This is a genomic window from Methylobacterium sp. 1973 (assembly GCF_040545035.1).
Lineage (GTDB): Bacteria > Pseudomonadota > Alphaproteobacteria > Rhizobiales > Beijerinckiaceae > Methylobacterium > Methylobacterium fujisawaense.
The window spans coordinates 455,659-475,472 of the sequence record NZ_JBEPLA010000002.1 but is presented as its reverse complement, the minus strand read 5'-3'; the positions used below and the strand labels follow the sequence as shown (position 1 = coordinate 475,472).

Below are 19,814 nucleotides of genomic sequence, written 5' to 3'. Positions count from 1 at the left end.
TCACGGCGCGCGGAGGGTCGACACCCGCTCGACGCGCGAGACTCTCCCGTTCGCGCCGCGGCCCTCCGATACCGACACCCGATTTTCCCGCATTCCGCTCCGCCGCGGCATAGCTTTTGGTTGTGCCTCCCGTGCTTGGCTCCCTAGAAGATGGGCCGGTCCGCCTTGACCGGCTCCCGAGAGCCCGCACCGCCGAGAGGATCCCCATGCTGCATCCGAGATTGGGTTTCGCCCTGCTGCTGAGCACCGTGCTCGCGGCCGGCGCTCCGGCCCTGGCCCAGGAGGCCTCCACCGCCGAGCAGACGATCGACGTGATGAACACGCTGTTCGGCAAGCATCCCGGGGCGCGGGCCAACCACGCCAAGGGCGTGGTGGCCGAGGGCAGCTTCACCCCGTCGCCCGAGGCGGCCAGGATCAGCAAGGCCTCCCTGTTCAAGGGCCCGGCGGTGCCGGTCACGATCCGGTTCTCGGACGCCACCGGCGTCCCGACCATCCCGGACGGGGCGGCCAACGCCAACCCGCACGGCCTCGCGCTCAAGTTCAAGCTGAGCGACGGCTCGGAGATGGACGTCGTCACCAATGCGCTGAAGTACTTCCCCGTCGCCACGGGCGAGGACTTCCGCGACCTCCTGAAGGCCGTCGCCGAGAGCGGCCCGAAGGCGGCCCATCCCACCGCGCTGGAGCGCTTCGCCGCCGCCCACCCGGCCGCCGCCACGGCGGGGGGAACCGCCAAGACCCCGTCGAGCCTCGCCCGGCAGACCTATAACGGCGTCAACGCCTTCATCTTCGTGGATTCCGCCGGCAAGCGGCAGCCGTTCCGGTTCCGCTTCGTGCCCGTGGAGGGCGAGGAGATCCTCCCGCCCGAAGAGGCGGCCAAGCGCGATCCGAACTTCCTGATGGCCGAGATCGGCCCGCGGGTCGCCAAGACGCCGGCGAAATTCAGGATGCTGGCCCAGCTCGCCGAGCCGGGCGACCCGACCAACGACGCCACCAAGCCCTGGCCGGACGACCGCAAGACGGTCGATCTCGGCACCGTGACGGTGAGCACGGTGGTGCCCGACAGCGCCGAGGCCGAGAAGGCGCTGCTGTTCATGCCCAACAACCTGACCGACGGGATCGAGGTCTCGGACGATCCGCTGATCGATGCCCGCGTCCAGGCCTACGCGGTCTCGTTCAGCCGCCGCTCGCAATAGGGCGGCCCGGCCGGATGGGGATCCCGGACCCGCGGCCTCATGCTGCGGTGCCGGAGCGCGGCGGAGGCCCCGAAGATGGCCCCGAAAACGACCCCGAAGGCGGCCTCCGGCCCGTCGCGCGATCCCTGGAGCCCGCCGTCGAGGCCCGCTGACGCGGTCACCTCAGGATGAGGTCCGGGGGTGGGCGGACGCCCCCCCCTCGATCCGCCCCGGATCAGCGGCTCGTCCCGGCCGCCGGGGCGGGCGGCGCCTTCGCGTCCCCGGTCCGCCCCTTGCTCTCGACCGAGCCCGTGCGGGCGCCGTCCCGGATGGCCCCCGTGCCGCTGAGGCCGCCGGCACCCATGCTGGTCGTGGACGCGCCGGCATCCGTGCGTCCGTCGGCCTTGCCGCCTTGCCCCTCGGCGGCGGCCGCCGCGCCGGTGAGCAGGACGGCGAGCAGGATTGTCGCGTTCAGGATCCTCATGGGGCCTCCGCAAGTCCAAGTGCGCCATTTCACGTGCGCTATTTCAGGTGCGCCATTCCAGGTGCGCCCCGGACGGGCCTACGGGTCCAACCGGGCGCAGCCGGGCGCGTTCCCGGGAGAGGGCCGGTCGTCGGCCGGTCGTCACCCGGCGGCGCCGAGAGACGCGGCGGCGCGCCGGCCCCGCCGCTCGGCGGGATCCTGGAACACCCCCGACCACAGGCCGAGGCGCCGCCCCCAGGCGCGGTCCGCCGCTGCCGCGTAATCCGGCGCCACGTCCCGATCGGGCAGGGCGAGGCCCTGCGCCACCATCCAGGCCCCGAGATCCGCGTCGCCGACCCGGCAGAGCGCCGTCGCCGCGTCCCCGGTCCCATGGCCCCGCGGCTCGCAGGCGACGGCCGCCCCGCCGATCCGCTCGGCCAGCGCCCGGGCGGCGTCCCGGCCGCACGGGTAGGGCCGGTCCTGGGCGTCCGCGCAGGTCGCGTCGGCCTCCGGCGCGGCGATCCCGAACAGGCTGACCGCGCGGGTGCCGACGCGCAGCGTCCCGCCGTCGATCACCTGGGCGGGGCCGCTCAGGATCTCGCCGGCCCGGGCGGGGGCGTGCCAGGACAGGCCGCCCGCCAGCAGCGCGGCGAGGAGCGGCAGGCGCGAGCGGCCGGCCTTGTCGTCCGGGCAGAGGAGGGTGCCGGCGAGGCCGGCCGCGCAGGCGAGGAGGATACCGACGAAGAGCGACATGGTCTCAGGTCTCCGGAAGGGCTATGGCCGCCCTTGTGCCGAAGCGCCGCCCCGCGACCCTGACACCGCCTGTCAGCGTCCCGTCAGGCGGCACGGCTTAAGCCTGCTGCCCGCATGAGCCCGTTCCCGCCCCGCCGCCTCCACCGCCTCGTCGGCCGCGTCCTGGCCCTCGGCCTGCTGGCCGCCCTCGCGGGCGGGCCCCTGCACGCCTCCGAGGATGCCGACCGCGCCCGCCGGGCCCTGGAGCGGGGCGAGATCCGCCCCCTCGACGCGGTGCTGGAGGCGGCCCGGGCGGCGGTTCCGGGGGATGTCGTGTCGGTCGATCTCAAGCACGACGAGGGGCGCTGGCTGTACAAGCTGCGCATCCTCGGGGCCGACGGGAAGCGCCGGACCGTGAAGGTCGATGCCGGCACGCTGAAGATCCTGGACGAGGACGACGATGATTGAGGAGGCCGGGCCGTGCGCGTCCTGATCGTCGAGGACGAGCCGCGCATCGCCGCCGACATCCGGCAGGGGTTGGAGATGGCCGGCTACGTCGCCGACGTGGTGGCGGACGGCGAGGCGGCGTGGTTCCGCGCCGAGACCGAGCCCTACGACGCCATGGTGCTGGATCTCGGCCTGCCGCGGCTCGACGGGCTCGGCGTGCTGCGCCGCCTGCGCGCCGCCGACGTCGCCCTGCCGGTCCTGATCCTCACCGCCCGGGACGGCTGGCGCGAGCGCGTCGAGGGCATCGACGCCGGCGCCGACGACTACCTCGTCAAGCCGTTCCGGATGGAGGAGCTGGTGGCGCGGCTCCGGGCGATCCTGCGGCGCACCGCCGGCCACGCCTCGCCGGTGCTGCGCGTCGGCGCGGTGGAGCTCGACACCCGCACCCGCGCGGTCAGCGTCGACGGACGGCCCACGGAGCTGACCGCCCTGGAATACCGGCTCCTCGCCTTCCTGCTGCACCGGCAGGGACAGGTCGTGCCGGCGGGGGAGCTGCTCGACCACCTCCACGGGGTCGGGACCGAGCGCGAGGCGAACGCCCTGGAGGCGCTCCTGACGCGCCTGCGCCGTAAGCTCGGGCCGGGGGTGATCGAGACCCGGCGGGGCCACGGCTATCTGGTCCCCGGACCGGGTGGATCGTGAGGCGCGACTCCCTCCGCCTCCGGCTCGGCCTCGCGGCGGCCGCCCTGATCGCCCTGGCGCTGGTGCTCGCCGGGATCGGCCTCACGGTGATCCTCGACCGGGTGCTCGACGCCCGCACCGTCGCGGAGCTGGACCGGACCGCCAAGCTCATCGCCGGGCGGGTCGGCCTCGCGCCGGACGGGGCGCCGACGCTGTCCCGGGACCTGCCGGACCCGCGCTTCGCCACGCCCTATGGCGGCCTGTACTGGCAGGTGGAGGCGGGATCGCACCTGCTGCGCTCGCGCTCCCTCTGGGACAAGAGCCTCGACCTCGGCCGGGCCGGAGCGGGTGCGCAGACCCCCGCCACCCTCGACACGACCGGGCCCGATGGCGGAAGGCTCATCGCGGTGGTGCGGCCGGTCCAGATCGGCGCGCAGGGCTCCGAGACCGCGCTGCGGGTCGCGGTGGCGGAGGACCGGCGCAGCCTCGCGGCGAGCCGGACCACCTTCCTGCGCCTGCTCGTCCCGGCCCTCGTCGCCCTGTTCGTCGTCCTGACGCTGGCGATGGGCCTGTTCGTGCGCCGGGCGCTCGGCCCGTTCCGGGTGCTGCAGGCGGAGCTCCTGGCGGTCCATTCCGGGCGGCGGGCGCGGCTGCCGGAGCATTTCCCCGACGAGGTCCGGCCGCTGGTCACCGACCTCAACCGGCTGCTCGACGCGCAGGAGCGGGCCCTGATCCGCGCCCGCGACGCCGCCGCCGACATGGCCCACGGCCTCAAGACCCCGCTGGCGGTGCTGGACGCCCTGGCGCGCCGGACGGGGCCGGCCGACCCGGCGCTGGCGGCCGAGATCGCCGAGCAGGCGCGGGCCATGGGCGGGCAGGTGGAGCGGGCGCTGACCCGGGCGCGGATCGCCGCCGCGGGCGACCTGCGCCGGAGAAGCTGCCGGGTCGCCCCGGTGGCGGAGCGCCTGGTCGCGACCCTGCGCCGGCTGCCGGAGGCCGACTCCCTGGAATGGAACGTGGCGGTGCCCGAGACCCTTGCCTATCCCGGCGAGGAGGGCGAGCTGATGGAGGTGCTGGGCAACCTCCTCGACAATGCCCGCAAATGGGCGCACCGCCGGGTCCGCGTCACCGGGACGATCGCCGGCCGCCCGGGCCTCGCCGTCGCGGATGACGGCCCCGGCATGAGCCCGGCGGCGATCGCCGGCATCGGCCGTGGCCAGCGCTGGGACGAGAGCCGGCCGGGCAGCGGCTTCGGCATCGCCATCGCCCGCGACGTCGCCGAGGCCGCGGGCGCCCAGCTCGAGTTCGGGCGCTCGGAGATGGGGGGCCTGCGGGCGGAGCTGAGCTGGCCGGGCGCGTAGGGACACCCGGAGCCGCTGGCGGGCGCGACCTGCCCCCTCTCCCGTTCGGGAGAGGGTTGGGGTGAGGGACCGGACGCTTCAGGACGGCGCGCGCTGTCGACGCGCAGGCACGGTGCGCCTCGTCCGGACAGCTCCCGACCCTCACCCTGTCCCTCTCCCGCACGGGAGAGGGGACCCGCGCCCGGTTTCGGATCGTCGGCCCGTCCGCCGCTCGACAGGCCGCGAGCGGCGTCGGATGATCCCGGTCGCGCCGCTCACCCCCGCGGCTTCGCCGCCTCGGCGGCCCGGCTCAGCCGCATCAGCCGCGCGCTCAAGGCGCGGGCGCAGGCGTCCGTGCTGCGGCCCTCCGTGGTGATCGTCAGGTCCGGCTGCTCCGGCGCCTCGTAGGGCGCCGAGATGCCGGTGAAGCCCGGGATGCGGCCGGCGCGGGCCAGCCGGTACAGGCCCTTCGGATCCCGGGCCTCGCACAGGCCCAGCGGCGTATCGACGAACACCTCCAGGAACGGGATGTCGCCGGCGATCCGGCGGGCCAGCGCCCGGTCGGCCCGGTAGGGCGAGATCAGCGAGACGATCACCACCGCGCCCGATTCGGCCATCAGCCGCGCCACCTCGGCGGTGCGCCGGACGTTCTCGGCGCGGTCCTCCGGCGAGAAGGCGAGGTCGGCGTTCAGCCCGTGGCGGAGGTTGTCGCCGTCGAGGACGGCGCTGTGCCGGCCGCCCGCCACGAGGATCCGGTCGGCCTCGACCGCGAGGGTCGACTTCCCGGCCCCCGACAGGCCGGTGAGCCACGCGATCACCGGGACCTGGCCGAGGCGCGCCCAGCGCGCCTCCCGGGCCTGGAGGGGGTGCCAGGTCACGGGGCCCGGAGGGAGGCCGGTCGGGATCTTCTGCAAGACGCACATATCCACCGCCTGGGGCAGCGTGCGCGGAGGCGGCTGCCGGTCTTTGGACATCGACACGGGATCGGGGGGCCGGCGCGGGCCGTTAGGGCACGCGCCAGACCGGGCAGCCGACGGCCTCGCCGAGCCGCGCCTGGCATTCCTCCAGGATGTGGGCCGTCCGCCACCACCACGCGGGCGGGGACCGGAAGGCGGCCTGCGCCGTCGCCGCCCGCACCAGCGCATCGACCGCCGCCTCCGTCTCCGGCGCGATCGGCCCGGAGGCGAGTTCGTTCGGCGGTGCCGCGGGGGCGGGATCGATGACCGCGTCCCAGGACTGCCCCCAGCAGGCGGCGGCGAAGCGCGCGTTTGCGGCCGCGTAGCGCGCCGCGACGCGGGCCAGACCGTCCGGCGCATCGCCGCGGAACCGCTCGGCATCGAGCCCTCGCGCCCAGGCCCACTCGTCGAGGACATGGCCGAGCAGGCGGGGATGCCCGGCCACCTGACGGTGGACCCCGAGCCGGTACAGGCGGCGCGACGCCTCGACCGCGACGGGTCCGGAACTCCGGTTCGTGCGGTATTCCAGGTCGGCGGGACCGAGGAGCGGCGCGAGGCGCGCGCCCAGGCCGAGCCCGTCGACCAGCCGCGCCAGCAGCGGGGCGTCGGACCGGCGGTCGCGGTACGGCAGGGCGGTGACGCGCCCTGCGGCGGCACGCAGCCAGGGCTCGAGCCGGGCCGCGTAGTCGTAGCGCCCGGACGCGCCCTCGGAGCGCAGGAAGCCGCGGAACGTGCGGCCCTCGGCGACGACCTGAGCCCGCAGGGCATAGGCCGAGGCCAGCTGCTCACCCTGCGGCTTGACCACGAGCGCCGCCTCCAGGGCGAAGCCGCGGCGCGCGAAGAGGTCGGACAGGATCTCGGGCACGCGCCAGAGCGGGCGCTGGACGGAAAAATCCTCGTACGAGAGCACGACCGTGTCGGCCGGCGTGGTGGCGAGGATCGCGTCGAGCCGCGCGAGGGCCTCGCGGCGCTCCGCGGCGCCGCGGCGGCGGTCCAGCGCCTGGCCGAGCCGGTAGTGATTGACGTCGTCGCTGCCGGGGGCGCCCGGCGGGGCGAGGTTCGGGTAACAGATCCCGACCGAGGCGAGACGGGGGCGCAGGCGGGCCAGCACCTCCTGAAACGCGGTGGAGCCGGTTCGCGGCATCCCGATGTGAACGATCGCGCGGCGCACGTGTCCTGTCGACCCTGCTGGATTTCGTGATTGCGGCAAGTCTTCCGCACAGCCGGACACAGTCCACGACCCCTCGTGGACGCGCACGTCTCGGGAAAACGCCAAACGAATCCGTAATCACGGTCCGATCACGGGAACGCGACCAGAAATAGCCAAGCTCCGTTTCTGCTCTATTTCGGATCGGGCAAAGCGCGTCGGGCACGGTGCGCATGCCGGCCCCTCCGAGGGAGGCGCGGAGGGAGGCGCGGCGGGAGGCGCGGCGCAGCCTCCGTGCGGGACAGGGGGGGGCTGGGGACGCGAGGCCCGATCCCGGCGCCTCGGAGCGCGGCGGACGGCGATCCAGGGCCCCTACAGGGCGCGGCGCCGAGGCGGCGCCGCGTTCGCGCGCTAGCTTCCGGCGTCCTCGCGGCGGAGCAGGAACACGCCCTGCGCGCCGAACAGGTTCCAGACCCACCAGGGCATGGAGAACCGCATCGGCCTGCCGCGGGCGTCGAGCGCCGTCGCGTGCTCGATCCGCGCGCCGATCAGGCGGCACAGGCCGACGAAGTCGCGGATCGTGCAATGGTGGATGTTGGGGGTCTCCCACCACGCGTCCGGCATGATCTCGGTGACCGGCATGCGCCCGCGGAAGGCGAGTTCGGACCGCACGCGCCAGTGCCCGAAATTCGGGAACGAGATGATCACCTGCCGGCCGATGCGCAGCAGGTGCTCCAGCACCACCCGGGGGTTGCGGGTCGCCTGGATGGTCTGGGACAGGACCACCACGTCGAAGGCGCCATCCGGGTAGTTGGCGAGGTCGGTGTCGGCGTCGCCCTGGATCACCGACAGGCCCCGGGCGAGGCACGCATTCACGCCCTCGCGGGACAATTCGATCCCGCGCCCGTCGATGCCCCGGCGGTCGCGCAGCAGCGCCAGCAGCGAGCCGTCGCCGCAGCCGATGTCGAGGACCCGGGCGCCCGCCGGCACGAGGCCGAGCACGACGATATGGTCGACCCGGGCGCCGTTGCCCTCGCCGGCATGGGGGAGGGCGTCCGCGCTCTCCCAGGGTGCGCCGTGCGGGGCCTGTCCGAGGGAATGCTTGCCCATGGAATGCTTGCCCATGGAATGCTTGCCCAGGGCGTGCTTGCCCAGGGCGTGCTTGCCCAGAGCGTGCTTGCCCAGAGCGTGCTTGCCCAGGGGCAGCTTGCCGAACATCATCTTGCCGGACCCGCCGCTCACAGGCCGCGCGCCCGGGCGGCGGCGTCGATGAAGCCGCGGGCGGCGGAGAACATCGCCGGCTCGTCGAGCAGGAAGGCGTCGTGGCCCTTGTCGCTCTCGACCTCCACGAAGGCGACCGGCGCCGCGGCGGCGTTCAGCGCATGGACGATCGCCCGGGAATCGCGGGTCGGGAACAGCCAGTCCGACGTGAAGGAGATCACGCAGAAGCGCGTCTTCGTCCCCCGGAAGGCGTTGGCGAGCACGCCGCCATGGTCCTCGGCGAGGTCGAAATAGTCCATCGCCCGGGTCAGGTAGAGGTAGGCGTTGGCGTCGAACCGCTCGACGAAGCTCAGGCCCTGGTGGCGCAGATAGCTCTCGATCTGGAAGTCGGCGTTGAACGAGAAGGTCGGCGCCGATCCGCCCTGGAACCGGCGGCCGAACTTGCGATGCAACGCCGGCTCGGAGAGATAGGTGATGTGCGCGCCCATCCGGGCGACGCCCAAGCCCTTGGCGGGCCGCGTGCCCGCCTCGAGGTAGCGCCCGTCCGCCCAGGCCGGATCGGCCATGATCGCCTGCCGGCCGACCTCGTGAAAGGCGATGTTCTGCGCCGAATGGCGGGGGCCCGTGGCGATCGGCATCGCGGCGAAGACGCGCTCGGGATAGAGGGCCGCCCATTGCAGCACCTGCATCCCCCCCATCGAGCCGCCGATGCACAGGAAGAGGTCGTGGATGCCCAGGTGCTCCAGCAGCATCAGTTGGGCGCGGACCATGTCGCGGATCGTGACCAGCGGGAAGTTCAGCCCGTAGGGCCGCCCCGTCGCCGGGTCGATCGAGGCCGGCCCGGTGGAGCCCATGCAGGAGCCGATGACGTTCGAGCAGACGACGAAGTAGCGGTCCGTGTCGATCGGCTTGCCGGGGCCGACCAGGGTCTCCCACCAGCCGGGCTTGCCGGTCACCGGGTGGGTGTGGGCGAAATACTGGTCGCCGGTGAGCGCGTGGCAGATGAGGACCGCGTTCGAGCGCGCGGCGTTGAGGGTGCCGGCGGTCTGGTAGGCGATCTGGAACGGGGCGAGTTCGATGCCCGCATCGGTGAGCAGCGGCGTGTCCGCGGAAAACCGCGCCACCGGGCTCTTCGGGTCGAGCGCCTGCGAGCGCTCGGACGCGCGCCGTGCCGGCTCGTCGATCGGGTCCGGCCTCAGGGCCGTGTCCGGTTGGGTGTCCATGGCGGGTCGCGACGACCGTGTATCCGTTCGGATCCGAACCGGGAGAGCATCGTGCCGCCAGACGCGCCGCACTCGCCCGACGCGGCCAGCCCTGCGGAGGTAATGCGCGGGGGCCCGAGCGTCAACGCGCGCAGGCCGGCGGCCGCCGCCGGGTTACCCAGGCCGGGTTACTCAGGCAGGGTCTTGCCCGTCGGGGACGCCGGATGTCCAATCGGACGCGCGCGTCCGGATCTCGGTCGCCGAGGCGCCGGTCACGGCGCGTTGCGCGCGCAGCCATGCGGGTTCGACCAAGCCGGCCGCACCGTCCAGGACGAAGTTGAGAACGACGCTCATCTCGACACCTCCATCGCGCGCTGTCGTCGCGATGGCGCAGGTCTACGGCGGGCAGGCGGCCGCGACGGTGCGCCCGGACACGCAGGATCCCGGGAACGGGGCCGTGCCGCCGCAGCGGATGCCGCTCACGCGAGCGGCGCGGCCATCACGGCCAGTCCCAGGGCCGGAAGGCCGAGGGCGAGGGCGGCGCGGGCATCCAGCCGATCCGCGCCGACGCCCGCCCGCCAGTGACGGCTCGCAGCACTTTCGATCAATATCCCGGTGAGAACGAGACCGCAGCCGATCAGGGCCTGCATCGAAACCATGAATCCCTCGCCCAGCCGGCCGCACGTCCTGGCGCGGCGCCTGATTGCCGGTGGGAAAGTGCGTCCTGGGGCTGGCGGTTCCTCAGCGCATCGCAGCCGCGCAGGCCGCGAAGACCAGGGCGGCCCCGGCGGCCGTGATGCAGCCGTTGGCCCAGGGCGCCGGCTCGACACGGCGCAGGCGACAATCCGCGGCGAGCGAAACGAGGATCCCGATCAGGAACAGGCTGCAGGGGATCAGGTCACCGGGCATCGTCGATCCATCCAGGCGCATGCAGGGCGCGGCACGCCCGACGCGCCCCCGTTCTCCGGGTTCAACAGGCCGAAACGTGGCGAGTGCCCCGCGGCATTTGCGCGTCGCCGATTTGCCGCGGCGCGCCCGGATGGATCGAGCCCGTCAGAGCTTGCGGATCGGGGCTTGCCCGTCAGAGCTTGCCGTTCAGAGCTTGGCCGAGGCGGGCCGGGTGTCGAAATCCTCGGGCCCCAGATCCAGGAGATCGTTCGGGGTCTCGGTCCGGTCGTAGGCCTGGCTCGCCGCGGCCTCGATCACCGCCTGGTTGCGGGCGAACAGCTCCAGGGGCGCGAGGTCGGCCCCGCCGCCGAATTGCTGACGCAGCACGGGGATCGGGACCTCGACCGCGATCACCCGCTGGCCGTTGGTCATGCCGAAGCGGATCAGCGTGTCGTCGGCGGGGAGGATGTGGGCGCCGCCGTCCAGGTATCGTTCGAGGGGCATGAATGGGGTCCTTCGCATGGGGCGCCTGCCGGCGGAGCGCCGGCATTGAGCCATGACTTCGTGCGGGCGTACAAGACGCCGCAGCGCCGTCCGATCCATCCCGGATCGGGTCCGTCTCGAATCGTCGGCGCGGTCGGGAGCGCCCGGGTCGGGACAGGGCTCGGATCGGGTGGCCCCGGCCTGCGGAACTCGGTCTGCCGGACGCGGCGGGACCGGCGCATCCCCGGCGCATCCGATGACCAGCGGCCACGCCACGCGCCTTCCCTCGCCGCGGCGTGCAGCCTCGAACCCGGACCACGAGTCCCGCCGGGATCGGATCGAGGCGGCGCGCGACCGGCGTGGCGCCCCGGGCTGCGTGATTGCGCCTCAGGACGTCCGGGCGCGCTCACCGGGACCGGCGCCCCTGAAGCGGGCCCGGGTTCACCGGCAAAGGAAATGCTGTAGACGGACGCGGAACCGACCGAACCCCGCGCATCCCGAGTCGCACCGCAATGTCCGCCCTCCGCCCCGCCCGTCCGGAACCACGCCCCGGCGTCCTGGCGATCGACACCTACGTGCCCGGCAAGAGCGGGCGGCCCGGCGGCGGCACGGTCTACAAGCTCTCCTCCAACGAGACGCCCCTCGGCGCGAGCCCCGCGGCGCTCGCCGCCCTCCACGCGGCGACCGCCAAGCTCGAGACCTACCCGGACGGGCGCGCCACGGCGCTGCGCACCGCCATCGCCAGGCGCTACGGGCTCGATCCCGAGCGGATCGTCTGCGGGGCGGGATCGGACGAGCTGCTCTCGCTGCTGGCCTACGCGTATGCCGGGCCGGGCACCGAGGGCATCTACTCGGAGCACGGCTTCCTCGTGTACCGGATCGCCATCCTGGCCTCGGGGGGCGAGCCGGTGGTGGCGCCAGAGCGCGACCTCACCGTGGACGTCGACGCGATCCTGGCCCGGGTCACGGACCGGACGCGGATCGTCTACGTCACGAACCCCAACAACCCGACCGGCACCTACCTGCCCTTCGACGAGATCCGCCGCCTCCACGCCGGCCTGCCGCCGCACGTGCTGCTGGTGATCGACGGCGCCTATGCCGAATACGTCCGGGCGAACGACTACTCGGCCGGGCTCGAACTCGCGCTCGAAGCCGAGAACGTGGTGATGACCCGCACCTTCTCGAAGATCCACGGGCTGGCCGCCGTGCGGATCGGCTGGATGGTCGCGCCGTCGCACGTGGCGGACGCGGTCAACCGGATCCGGGGGCCGTTCAACGTCTCGGGGCCGGCGATCGCCGCGGGCTCGGCCGCCATCGCCGACGAGGCCCACATGGCCGCCGCCGCGGCCCACAACGCCGAGTGGCTGCAGAAGCTCACCGAGGGCGCCCGGGCGCTCGGCCTCACGGTCACGCCGAGCGTCGCGAACTTCCTGCTGATCCACTTCCCCGACGCGCCCGGCCGCTCGGCGGCGGATGCCGACGCGTTCCTGACCGAGCGCGGCCTCATCACCCGCCGGGTCACCGCCTACGGCCTGCCCAACGCCCTGCGGGTGACGGTGGCCGGCGCCGAGGCGAACACGGCCTTCCTGGCGGCGCTCGGCGACTTCGTGCGTGGCGCCCAGGGGAGCACCCATGCCTGAGGCGCTCAAGGCCGAGAGGCCCGCCGTCGACCGTCTCGCCATCGTCGGCCTCGGGCTGATCGGATCCTCGATCGCCCGGGCGGCGCGCCGCTACGGGCTCGCCCGCACCATCGTGGCCGTCGACCGGGACGAGGCCGTGCGCGACCGGGTGCGCGAACTCGGCATCGCCGACGCGGTCACGGGCGACCCGGCGGAGGGCGCGGCCGACACCGACCTCGTGATCCTGTGCGTGCCGGTGGGCGCCATCGGCGCCGCGGCGGCCGAGATGATGCCGCATCTGAAAGCCGGCGCGATCGTGTCGGATGTCGGCTCGGTGAAGGGCGCCGTGGTGGCGGCGATCCGGCCGCACCTGCCCGAGGGCGTCGCCCTGGTCCCCGGCCACCCGATCGCCGGAACCGAGTTCTCGGGGCCGGATGCGGGCTTCGCGACCCTGTTCCAGGGCCGCTGGTGCATCCTGACCCCGCCCGAGGGCACCGATCCGGCGGCGGTCGAGACCGTCCGCGCCCTGTGGGCGGGGATGGGCGCCAATGTCGAGACGATGAGCGCCGAGCACCACGACCACGTGCTGGCGATCACCAGCCACCTGCCGCACCTGATCGCCTACAACATCGTCGGCACCGCCGCGGACCTCGAATCGGCGACGCAGTCCGAGGTGATCAAGTTCTCGGCCAGCGGATTCCGCGACTTCACCCGCATCGCCGCCTCCGACCCGACCATGTGGCGGGACATCTTCCTCAACAACCGCGAGGCGGTGCTGGAGATGCTCGGACGGTTCAACGAGGACCTGTCGGCGCTCGCCAAGGCGGTGCGCTGGGGCGACGGCGACGCGCTCCACGCGATGTTCACCCGCACCCGGGCGATCCGGCGCAGCATCGTGGCGCAGGGCCAGGAGACCGCGGCGCCGGATTTCGGCCGGCCGCGGCCACCGGAGGAATAGCGGACCGCGCCGGGCCGCCCGCTCAGGCCGGCGGGCTGTTGACCAGAACCGGCTGCGCCGCCGTCCGCTCCGGGAACAGGCTGCGCAGCGCCTCCAGCTTCGGCGCATCGTTGGCGGCGATGTACGGGTGGCCGGGATGCAGGGCCATGAAGTCCTGGTGGTAACCCTCGGCCGGGTAGAACGCGGCCGCCGGCTCGATCCGGGTGGCGACCGGCCGCGCATAGGCCTTGGCCGCGTCGAGCTGGGCGATGTAGGCCTTCGCCACCCGCGCCTGGTCGGCATCCTGCGGGAACAGGGCCGAGCGGTACTGGTGCCCGGTATCGGGCCCCTGGCGATCCACCTGGGTCGGGTCGAGGGCCACCGAGAAGAAGATCCGAAGGAGCTCGTCGTAGCGGATCGCGGCCGGGTCGTAGGTGACCGAGACCGCCTCGGCATGGCCGGTCCCGCCGCCGCTCACCGTCCGGTAATCGGCCTCCGCGCGGGTGCCGCCGGCATAGCCCGACACCGCATTGCTCACGCCGCGCAGGTGCTGGAACACCCCCTGCACGCCCCAGAAGCAGCCGCCGGCGAAGACCGCGACGCGCGGCCCCGGCGGCTCGGCGGAGCGGGTCGCGGCCTCCGGCAGGCGCCGGGGCGCTTCCTCGGCGAAGGCCGGAAGCCGGGGGAGCAGGACGGCCCCTGCGAGTCCGAGCCCGAGGGCGGCCCCGAGGAGCGTGCGGATTCGATCGCGATGTGCCATTCTATCCTCCTGCCGGAAACCAACAGGGTGTTCGCCCCGTGGCCCGAACCGGTTACGCGGGCGGGACGCCGCATTGCAGCCGCGCCCGCATGGGTCTACGCACCCGCAACAGATCGACCCCAGCGACCGCAGGACCCGTCCCGTGACCATCGCCCCCGAGCCCAACTCCTTCCGCACCGGTCCCGACGAGCGCGGCCGCTTCGGCATCTTCGGCGGCCGTTTCGTCGCCGAGACGCTGATGCCGCTGATCCTGGAGCTGGAAGCCGCCTACGAGGCCGCCAAGGTCGATCCGGCCTTCGCGGCCGACATGGCGAGCTACGGCACCCACTATATCGGCCGGCCGAGCCCGCTCTACTATGCCGAGCGGCTGACCGAGCACCTGCGCGCCAAGGCTCCGGCCGGGCAGGGGGCCAAGGTCTATTTCAAGCGTGAGGAGCTGAACCATACCGGCTCCCACAAGGTGAACAACGTGCTGGGCCAGATCCTGCTGGCCCGGCGCATGGGCAAGCCGCGGATCATCGCCGAGACCGGCGCGGGCCAGCACGGCGTCGCCACCGCGACGCTCTGCGCGCGCTTCGGCCTCAAGTGCGTCGTCTACATGGGCGCGGTCGACGTCGCCCGGCAGGCGCCCAACGTCTTCCGCATGAAGATGCTCGGCGCCGAGGTGATCCCGGTGGAATCCGGCACCCGGACCCTCAAGGATGCCATGAACGAGGCCCTGCGCGACTGGGTCACCAACGTCGCCGACACGTTCTACTGCATCGGGACCGTCGCCGGGCCGCACCCCTATCCGGCCATGGTGCGCGACTTCCAGTCGGTGATCGGGCGTGAGACCCGGGAGCAGATGATCGCCCAGGAGGGCCGCCTCCCGGATTCGCTGGTCGCCTGCATCGGCGGCGGCTCCAACGCCATGGGCCTGTTCCACCCGTTCCTGGACGACCGCGAGGTCGAGATCTTCGGGGTCGAGGCGGCCGGCCACGGGGTTCATTCCGGCCTGCACGCGGCCTCGCTCACCGGCGGCAAGCCGGGCGTGCTGCACGGCAACCGCACCTACCTGCTGATGGACGCGGACGGACAGATCGCCGACGCGCACTCGATCTCGGCCGGGCTGGACTATCCCGGCATCGGGCCCGAGCACGCGTGGCTGCACGAGACGGGTCGCGTCACCTACATCTCGGCGACGGACACCGAAGCCCTCGAGGCGTTCAAGCTCTGCTCGATGCTGGAGGGCATCATCCCGGCCCTTGAGCCGGCCCACGCCCTGTCCAAGGTTCTGGAACTGGCGCCGCAGCGCCCGGCCGAACACCTGATGGTGATCAATCTCTGCGGTCGCGGCGACAAGGACATCCCGCAGGTGGCGGAGATCTTCGGGACGACGCTCTGAGGGCCGGCGCCTCCGGGACGCACCCCTCTTCCCGGACGCCCGGAACGCCGTGGACGGCGATCCGGGATCCGGCAGACGAAGCGCGGCGGAACGGGCCTGCGCGTTTCGGGCGGACGCTTCGCGACGTCCGGCGCGGGATCCCGGGCCGCAATCCGCCGGCGTCGCACGCGCCCGGGACAGGGGCGAGCCCGGACGACACCACGTGACACCGGGCCGGCCGCGGCCGCCTCACCGCACCGTCACCTGATCCTTGATCTTCTCGTAGACCGACCGGCTGAGCACCCGCTTCGACAGCAGCTGCTCCACCGCGGTGTAGGGCCGCTTGGCAACGATCGCCCGGCCGATGGCGCCGCCGCCACGCAGGCGGTTGAGATCCGCCACGGAGGCCGTGTTGAGATCGACCACGGCCAGGGCCCGGGGCCCGGCGCTGTCCTCCGCCCGCTCGACCTCGGCCTGACCGGCCGCGTCCTCGCCCTGCGGTTGAGGCGCCGCCTGCGGAGCCGGAGGGTCGGCGGGAACCGCCATCGCGTCGGACGGCATCTGTAACGGCGCGGCGGGCGCCGGGGCCTTGCCGGGCTGCGCAGGCGCGGGCTGCGCAGGCGCGGGCTCGACCGCCGCGGACGGGGCGGGAGCCGGCGCGGGCGGCGGGGCCGTCGAGGGTTCGGGAACCGCCGGTGCCGAGGGCGCAGGCGGGGATACCGGTCCGGGCGCCGGGCCCGGCAACAGGACCTGCACCACCGCCGCGAGTATGCCGGCAATGATGAGGAGGACCGAAATTCTGAGGATTGCAGGACCGCTGAGCACGCACCACTCGACGAGGATTAAAACTATATGCATCTACAGTTAATGCTGTCTTTGCGCGTCGTCCAATCCACGTCCGAAATCCGGTGAGCAATCCCCAGGGGATGAGCGCGCGGACGAGGCTCGGCGCACGCCTGGGCGAGCGGCTCGGGGAGCGCCTGGGCGCCCTGCGCTACCTGCCGACCCTGTTCCGGGAGATCGCCGCCGCCAGCCCGCGCCTGCTCGCGGCGAGCCTGTCGCTGCGCCTCGTGGCGGCCTGCCTGCCGGTCCTGATGCTGTATCTCGCCAAGCTGATCCTCGACGGGATCGTGGCCGAGCATGCCCGGCCGGCGCCAGGGGCGGGGCTGGCGGACTGGCTGGCCGATCCCGGCCGGGCCCGGCTCGCCGGGCTGGTGGCGGCCGAATTCGGCCTCGCCCTGGTCTCGGACCTCACCGGCCGTCTCGCGAACCTCACCGAGACCCTGATCGGCGACCTCTACGCCAACGCCGCCTCCCTGCGGCTGATGGCGCACGCCGCCGCCCTCGATCTCGCGCAGTTCGAGGACAGCGCCCAGCAGGACCGGCTGGAGCGGGCGCGCCGGCAGGTCAGCGGCCGCACCGGGCTCATCGGGACGGTGTTCGGCCAGTTGCAGGGGCTCCTGACCCTCGCGACCCTGGCGATCGGCGTCGCGGCCTTCACGCCCTGGCTCGTGGTGCTGATCGCCGCCGCCCTGGTCCCGGCGGTCCTCAACGAGTGGCATTTCACCAAGGCCGGCTACCGCCTCGCCTGGATCCGCAGCCCGGAGCGCCGCCGGATCGACTACCTGCGCTACCTCGGCGCCAGCGTCGAGACCGCCAAGGAGATCAAGCTCTTCGGCCTCTCGGACTACCTGACCGGCCTCTACGGGACGGCGGCGCGCCGGCTGCTCGCCGAGAACCGCAGCCTCGCCGTCGCCCGGGCCGGCTGGGGCTTCGCCTTCGCGAGCCTCGGGACGCTCGCCTACTACGCCGCCTACGCGGTGATCGTCTGGCGGACGGTGGCGGGCACCTTCTCGGTGGGCGATCTCGCCTTCCTGGCCGGCGCCTTCCAGCGCCTGCGCGGCGGCCTGGAGGGACTGCTCCTCGGGCTGACCCAGATCACCGGCCAGGCGCAGTACCTCGACGACTTCTACTCCTTCTTCGCGATCCGCCCGCAGATCCGCTCGCCCGCGCAGGCCGTGCCGGTGCCGCGCCCGATCCGGGAGGGGCTGGTCTTCGAGGATGTCGGCTACCGCTATCCGGGCACGCAGGCCTGGGCGCTGCGCCACCTCTCCTTCGCGATCCGCGCCGGGGAGACGGTGGCGCTGGTCGGCGGCAACGGCGCCGGCAAGACCACGATCGTCAAGCTGATGACCCGGCTCTACGACCCGCACGAGGGCCGGGTGCTCCTCGACGGGGTGCCGCTCACCGCCTACGACCTCGACGAGCTGCGGGCGCGGATCGGGGCGATCTTCCAGGACTTCGTCCGCTTCGACCTCACGGCGGGCGAGAACGTCGCGGTCGGCCGGATCGAGGCCGCCGGGGATGCGGAGCGCATCGCGGCCGCGGCGGCCCGGGGGCTGGCGGCGCCGGTGATCGAGCGCCTGCCCGAGGGCTACGCCCAGCCGCTGGGCAAGCGCTTCGCCGGCGGCCTCGACCTCTCCGGGGGCGAGTGGCAGAAGGTCGCGCTGTCCCGGGCCTACATGCGCGAGGCCGAGATCCTGATCCTGGACGAGCCGACCGCGGCCCTCGACGCGAGGGCCGAGCACGACGTCTTCGCGCGGTTCCGGGAATTGTCGGCCGGGCGGACGGCGGTGCTGATCTCGCACCGCTTCTCCACCGTGCGCATGGCCGACCGCATCCTCGTCCTGGAGGGCGGCCGGGTCCTGGAGGAGGGCGGCCACGCCGCCCTGATGGAGCGGCGCGGCCGCTACGCCGAGCTGTTCACCCTGCAGGCTGAGGGCTACCGGTAGGGGAGCCGGAAAGCGGGGGCGGGGCCCTCGGGACGCCCCCGCGGCCCGGCCCAAGCATTGCCCGATTCCCTGAGCCTGCTATCTGCGGCGGACCGAATCGAGGTTGTCCATGCGCCTGCGCCTCTTCCGACTGCTGACGGCCGGCCTTCTCGTCTGCGCCGGGAACGCTCAGGCGGCCCCGCCCGCCGGGCCCGAACCGTCGGCCAAGCCCGAGGCGGCGACCCCGTCGCCCGAGATCGTCCTGGCCAACCATCGGGCGGTCTACGACCTGTCGCTGGCCGAGGGCGGAGGCACCCGCTCGGTGGAGAGCGCCCGCGGGCGCATCGTCATCGACTTCCGGGGGGATGCCTGCCGGGGCTACACGATGCTGACCCGCCAGGTGACGGAACTGTCCTCCGGCGAGACCGGCACGCGCCTGTCGGACATGCGCAGCACCACCTTCGAGGGCGGGCAGGGGCGCGAGTTCCGGTTCAAGACGACGACGCTGACCAACAACAAGGCCGCCGCCCCGGTGGACGGGACCGCCTCCGAGCAGGGCGACGCCCTCACGGTTAAGCTGAAGGGCGGCCCGAAGCCGTTCACCGTGGAGGGGCCGGTCCTGTTCCCGAGCGAGCACATGCGCCGCCTGATCGCGGCGGCGCGGGCCGGCCAGTCGACCCTCTCGGTCAAGGTCTACGACGGCTCGGACGACGGCAAGAAGATCTACGACACCTTCGCGGTGATCGGCCACACGGAGACCGGCCCGGCTTCGGCCGCGGGCTCCGACCGGGACAAGCCGCTGCGCGACGGTTCGCTCGCCGGCATGCCGCACTGGCCGGTCCGCCTGAGCTACTACACCGAGGGCGCCGGGGAGCGCACGCCGATCTACACCCTCGGCTTCGACCTGTACGAGAACGGCGTCAGCGGCGCGCTCAAGCTCGATTACGGCGATTTCGCCATCCTGGGCGACATGACCGCCCTCGACATCGACGCCAAGGCGGGGCGGAGCGACAAGGACGCGGGGAAGGGCTGCACGCCCTGAGCGCCGGTGGGCAGAGGGCGCGCACCGTTCCGACCATGCTCCCGGGCTCCCGGGCCCGCCGATCCGATCGGGGGGCGGGTCGCGCGTTGGGTCGCGGCCCCCCTGTGCGCGGGCTCGCCGATCCCCACGTCGTGTGCCAGCCATCCACCGCGTGAGAGACCAGCGCCCGGGACCCATGCCTCATGGTGCTGGGCCAGGGGCAGGCCGGGCGCGGATCGCGGGCAGGCCCGGGATCCGCGGGCGGGACGCGCGCAGCGGTCCGCGTCGCGCCCGAGGTCTTACGCCCATTCGTCATCCGGCCGCGGCGACAGCCGCTGCCACGCCGCGGCGATCCGCTCCGGCTTGACGCCGAGACCGTTCGCGCAGGCGACGAGGACGTTCTCGTCGCCCATCACGTGGTCGAGGACGCCCACCAGGAAAGCCGGCTCCCGGGCGCTTTCGCGCAGCGTGTCGGGGCTCAATCCGCTCGCCGCCAGGAAGGGCAGGAGCCGGTCCTCGTCCCCCGCGATCCACAACAGAACGTCCAGGGCGAGCCGTTCGGCGGACTCATCCCCTTGAAGAGGTTTGCCATTCATCAACATGTGAACGCT

At 73.4% G+C, this 19,814-nt stretch carries 22 protein-coding genes; 9 read left to right on the top strand and 13 right to left on the bottom strand.

Translation table 11 applies throughout. From position 1 onward, the window contains the following. Positions 1 to 206 precede the first annotated feature (206 nt). Positions 207 to 1,193 (top strand): catalase family peroxidase, encoded by a 987-nt coding sequence (locus ABIC70_RS06275; RefSeq protein WP_043383032.1) that lies wholly within the window; start codon positions 207 to 209, stop codon positions 1,191 to 1,193. Positions 1,194 to 1,407: 214 nt separating this feature from the next. Here the strand turns inward: ABIC70_RS06275 and ABIC70_RS06270 are convergent, their stop codons facing one another. Together ABIC70_RS06270 and ABIC70_RS06265 are read right to left on the bottom strand one after the other, a co-directional pair. Beyond that, positions 1,408 to 1,656 carry a hypothetical protein gene (locus ABIC70_RS06270; protein ID WP_043757099.1) on the bottom strand — a complete coding sequence of 83 codons (249 nt, stop codon included), beginning with the start codon at positions 1,654 to 1,656 and terminating at the stop codon, positions 1,408 to 1,410. Positions 1,657 to 1,797: 141 nt separating this feature from the next. Next, positions 1,798 to 2,388, bottom strand: a complete 591-nt coding sequence (locus ABIC70_RS06265) for a thermonuclease family protein (RefSeq protein WP_043757094.1) — start codon at positions 2,386 to 2,388, stop codon at positions 1,798 to 1,800. A 114-nt stretch (positions 2,389 to 2,502) separates the two neighbouring features. On the opposite strand from ABIC70_RS06265, the gene ABIC70_RS06260 reads away from it, so the two are divergent. Genes ABIC70_RS06260 through ABIC70_RS06250 form a run of 3 tightly spaced genes read left to right on the top strand, consistent with a single transcriptional unit; the run spans position 2,503 to position 4,856 of the window. Continuing rightward, positions 2,503 to 2,835: a PepSY domain-containing protein gene (locus ABIC70_RS06260; protein ID WP_053608308.1), complete on the top strand. Its 333-nt coding sequence runs from the start codon at positions 2,503 to 2,505 to the stop codon at positions 2,833 to 2,835. Positions 2,836 to 2,847: 12 nt separating this feature from the next. Then, on the top strand, positions 2,848 to 3,516 hold the full coding sequence (locus tag ABIC70_RS06255; RefSeq protein ID WP_043355909.1) for a response regulator transcription factor: 669 nt from the start codon (positions 2,848 to 2,850) through the stop codon (positions 3,514 to 3,516). Next, positions 3,513 to 4,856: a sensor histidine kinase gene (locus ABIC70_RS06250; protein ID WP_354439214.1), complete on the top strand. Its 1,344-nt coding sequence runs from the start codon at positions 3,513 to 3,515 to the stop codon at positions 4,854 to 4,856. Before ABIC70_RS06255 ends, ABIC70_RS06250 begins: the two co-directional genes overlap by 4 nt. 254 nt (positions 4,857 to 5,110) lie before the next feature. Here the strand turns inward: ABIC70_RS06250 and cysC are convergent, their stop codons facing one another. The 8 genes from cysC to ABIC70_RS06210 form a co-directional block, all read right to left on the bottom strand. Then, positions 5,111 to 5,758 carry an adenylyl-sulfate kinase gene (cysC, locus tag ABIC70_RS06245; RefSeq protein ID WP_043383157.1) on the bottom strand — a complete coding sequence of 216 codons (648 nt, stop codon included), beginning with the start codon at positions 5,756 to 5,758 and terminating at the stop codon, positions 5,111 to 5,113. An 82-nt stretch (positions 5,759 to 5,840) separates the two neighbouring features. Next, positions 5,841 to 6,962: a hypothetical protein gene (locus tag ABIC70_RS06240; RefSeq protein WP_354439213.1), complete on the bottom strand. Its 1,122-nt coding sequence runs from the start codon at positions 6,960 to 6,962 to the stop codon at positions 5,841 to 5,843. Positions 6,963 to 7,349: 387 nt separating this feature from the next. Next, positions 7,350 to 8,048, bottom strand: coding sequence for a methionine biosynthesis protein MetW (metW, locus tag ABIC70_RS06235; RefSeq protein WP_043355923.1), 699 nt, complete (start codon positions 8,046 to 8,048; stop codon positions 7,350 to 7,352). Between the two features lie 128 nt (positions 8,049 to 8,176). Then, positions 8,177 to 9,382 carry a homoserine O-acetyltransferase MetX gene (gene metX, locus ABIC70_RS06230; RefSeq protein ID WP_043355903.1) on the bottom strand — a complete coding sequence of 402 codons (1,206 nt, stop codon included), beginning with the start codon at positions 9,380 to 9,382 and terminating at the stop codon, positions 8,177 to 8,179. Between the two features lie 171 nt (positions 9,383 to 9,553). Further along, positions 9,554 to 9,715: a hypothetical protein gene (locus ABIC70_RS06225; RefSeq protein WP_158713284.1), complete on the bottom strand. Its 162-nt coding sequence runs from the start codon at positions 9,713 to 9,715 to the stop codon at positions 9,554 to 9,556. Between the two features lie 125 nt (positions 9,716 to 9,840). Next, a complete protein-coding gene (locus ABIC70_RS06220) occupies positions 9,841 to 10,011 on the bottom strand; it encodes a hypothetical protein (protein ID WP_236961430.1) in 171 nt (56 codons plus the stop codon). Between the two features lie 91 nt (positions 10,012 to 10,102). Then, positions 10,103 to 10,270 (bottom strand): hypothetical protein, encoded by a 168-nt coding sequence (locus tag ABIC70_RS06215; RefSeq protein WP_164706390.1) that lies wholly within the window; start codon positions 10,268 to 10,270, stop codon positions 10,103 to 10,105. 186 nt (positions 10,271 to 10,456) lie between these two features. Then, positions 10,457 to 10,753: a hypothetical protein gene (locus tag ABIC70_RS06210; protein WP_043355896.1), complete on the bottom strand. Its 297-nt coding sequence runs from the start codon at positions 10,751 to 10,753 to the stop codon at positions 10,457 to 10,459. A gap of 491 nt (positions 10,754 to 11,244) precedes the next feature. On the opposite strand from ABIC70_RS06210, the gene ABIC70_RS06205 reads away from it, so the two are divergent. Next, positions 11,245 to 12,372, top strand: coding sequence for a pyridoxal phosphate-dependent aminotransferase (locus ABIC70_RS06205; RefSeq protein WP_354439211.1), 1,128 nt, complete (start codon positions 11,245 to 11,247; stop codon positions 12,370 to 12,372). Continuing rightward, positions 12,365 to 13,309, top strand: a complete 945-nt coding sequence (locus tag ABIC70_RS06200) for a prephenate/arogenate dehydrogenase family protein (protein WP_043353972.1) — start codon at positions 12,365 to 12,367, stop codon at positions 13,307 to 13,309. The genes ABIC70_RS06205 and ABIC70_RS06200 overlap by 8 nt, the downstream gene beginning before the upstream one ends. Before the next feature lie 22 nt (positions 13,310 to 13,331). Here ABIC70_RS06200 and msrA read toward each other — a convergent pair whose 3' ends face one another. Next, positions 13,332 to 14,048 carry a peptide-methionine (S)-S-oxide reductase MsrA gene (msrA, locus tag ABIC70_RS06195; protein ID WP_354439210.1) on the bottom strand — a complete coding sequence of 239 codons (717 nt, stop codon included), beginning with the start codon at positions 14,046 to 14,048 and terminating at the stop codon, positions 13,332 to 13,334. A 142-nt stretch (positions 14,049 to 14,190) separates the two neighbouring features. On the opposite strand from msrA, the gene trpB reads away from it, so the two are divergent. Continuing rightward, entirely contained in the window at positions 14,191 to 15,432 is a 1,242-nt protein-coding gene (gene trpB, locus ABIC70_RS06190) for a tryptophan synthase subunit beta (protein ID WP_043353967.1), read from the top strand. A 228-nt stretch (positions 15,433 to 15,660) separates the two neighbouring features. Here the strand turns inward: trpB and ABIC70_RS06185 are convergent, their stop codons facing one another. Beyond that, positions 15,661 to 15,957 (bottom strand): helix-hairpin-helix domain-containing protein, encoded by a 297-nt coding sequence (locus tag ABIC70_RS06185; RefSeq protein WP_244538785.1) that lies wholly within the window; start codon positions 15,955 to 15,957, stop codon positions 15,661 to 15,663. A 380-nt stretch (positions 15,958 to 16,337) separates the two neighbouring features. Between ABIC70_RS06185 and ABIC70_RS06180 the strand changes: the two genes are divergently transcribed. Beyond that, positions 16,338 to 18,203, top strand: coding sequence for an ABC transporter ATP-binding protein (locus ABIC70_RS06180; RefSeq protein WP_043383052.1), 1,866 nt, complete (start codon positions 16,338 to 16,340; stop codon positions 18,201 to 18,203). 109 nt (positions 18,204 to 18,312) lie between these two features. Next, entirely contained in the window at positions 18,313 to 19,224 is a 912-nt protein-coding gene (locus ABIC70_RS06175) for a cell envelope integrity EipB family protein (RefSeq protein WP_274927394.1), read from the top strand. Between the two features lie 278 nt (positions 19,225 to 19,502). Here the strand turns inward: ABIC70_RS06175 and ABIC70_RS06170 are convergent, their stop codons facing one another. Then, the gene (locus ABIC70_RS06170; protein ID WP_043353976.1) at positions 19,503 to 19,799 is read right to left on the bottom strand and encodes a DUF3572 domain-containing protein; all 297 of its coding nucleotides are present in this window, start codon (positions 19,797 to 19,799) and stop codon (positions 19,503 to 19,505) included. Positions 19,800 to 19,814: the final 15 nt, after the last annotated feature.

Excerpts from the sequence above, each read along its gene's own strand:
- ABIC70_RS06275 (WP_043383032.1), top strand. The coding sequence starts at position 207 with ATGCTGCATCCGAGATTGGGTTTCGCCCTGCTGCTGAGCACCGTGCTC.
- ABIC70_RS06270 (WP_043757099.1), bottom strand. The coding sequence starts at position 1,656 with ATGAGGATCCTGAACGCGACAATCCTGCTCGCCGTCCTGCTCACCGGC.
- ABIC70_RS06265 (WP_043757094.1), bottom strand. The coding sequence starts at position 2,388 with ATGTCGCTCTTCGTCGGTATCCTCCTCGCCTGCGCGGCCGGCCTCGCC.
- ABIC70_RS06260 (WP_053608308.1), top strand. The coding sequence starts at position 2,503 with ATGAGCCCGTTCCCGCCCCGCCGCCTCCACCGCCTCGTCGGCCGCGTC.
- cysC (WP_043383157.1), bottom strand. The coding sequence starts at position 5,758 with ATGTGCGTCTTGCAGAAGATCCCGACCGGCCTCCCTCCGGGCCCCGTG.
- metW (WP_043355923.1), bottom strand. The coding sequence starts at position 8,048 with ATGGGCAAGCATTCCCTCGGACAGGCCCCGCACGGCGCACCCTGGGAG.
- metX (WP_043355903.1), bottom strand. The coding sequence starts at position 9,382 with ATGGACACCCAACCGGACACGGCCCTGAGGCCGGACCCGATCGACGAG.
- ABIC70_RS06225 (WP_158713284.1), bottom strand. The coding sequence starts at position 9,715 with ATGAGCGTCGTTCTCAACTTCGTCCTGGACGGTGCGGCCGGCTTGGTC.
- ABIC70_RS06220 (WP_236961430.1), bottom strand. The coding sequence starts at position 10,011 with ATGCAGGCCCTGATCGGCTGCGGTCTCGTTCTCACCGGGATATTGATC.
- ABIC70_RS06215 (WP_164706390.1), bottom strand. The coding sequence starts at position 10,270 with ATGCCCGGTGACCTGATCCCCTGCAGCCTGTTCCTGATCGGGATCCTC.
- ABIC70_RS06210 (WP_043355896.1), bottom strand. The coding sequence starts at position 10,753 with ATGCCCCTCGAACGATACCTGGACGGCGGCGCCCACATCCTCCCCGCC.
- ABIC70_RS06205 (WP_354439211.1), top strand. The coding sequence starts at position 11,245 with ATGTCCGCCCTCCGCCCCGCCCGTCCGGAACCACGCCCCGGCGTCCTG.
- ABIC70_RS06200 (WP_043353972.1), top strand. The coding sequence starts at position 12,365 with ATGCCTGAGGCGCTCAAGGCCGAGAGGCCCGCCGTCGACCGTCTCGCC.
- msrA (WP_354439210.1), bottom strand. The coding sequence starts at position 14,048 with ATGGCACATCGCGATCGAATCCGCACGCTCCTCGGGGCCGCCCTCGGG.
- ABIC70_RS06185 (WP_244538785.1), bottom strand. The coding sequence starts at position 15,957 with ATGGCGGTTCCCGCCGACCCTCCGGCTCCGCAGGCGGCGCCTCAACCG.
- ABIC70_RS06180 (WP_043383052.1), top strand. The coding sequence starts at position 16,338 with ATGAGCGCGCGGACGAGGCTCGGCGCACGCCTGGGCGAGCGGCTCGGG.
- ABIC70_RS06175 (WP_274927394.1), top strand. The coding sequence starts at position 18,313 with ATGCGCCTGCGCCTCTTCCGACTGCTGACGGCCGGCCTTCTCGTCTGC.
- ABIC70_RS06170 (WP_043353976.1), bottom strand. The coding sequence starts at position 19,799 with ATGAATGGCAAACCTCTTCAAGGGGATGAGTCCGCCGAACGGCTCGCC.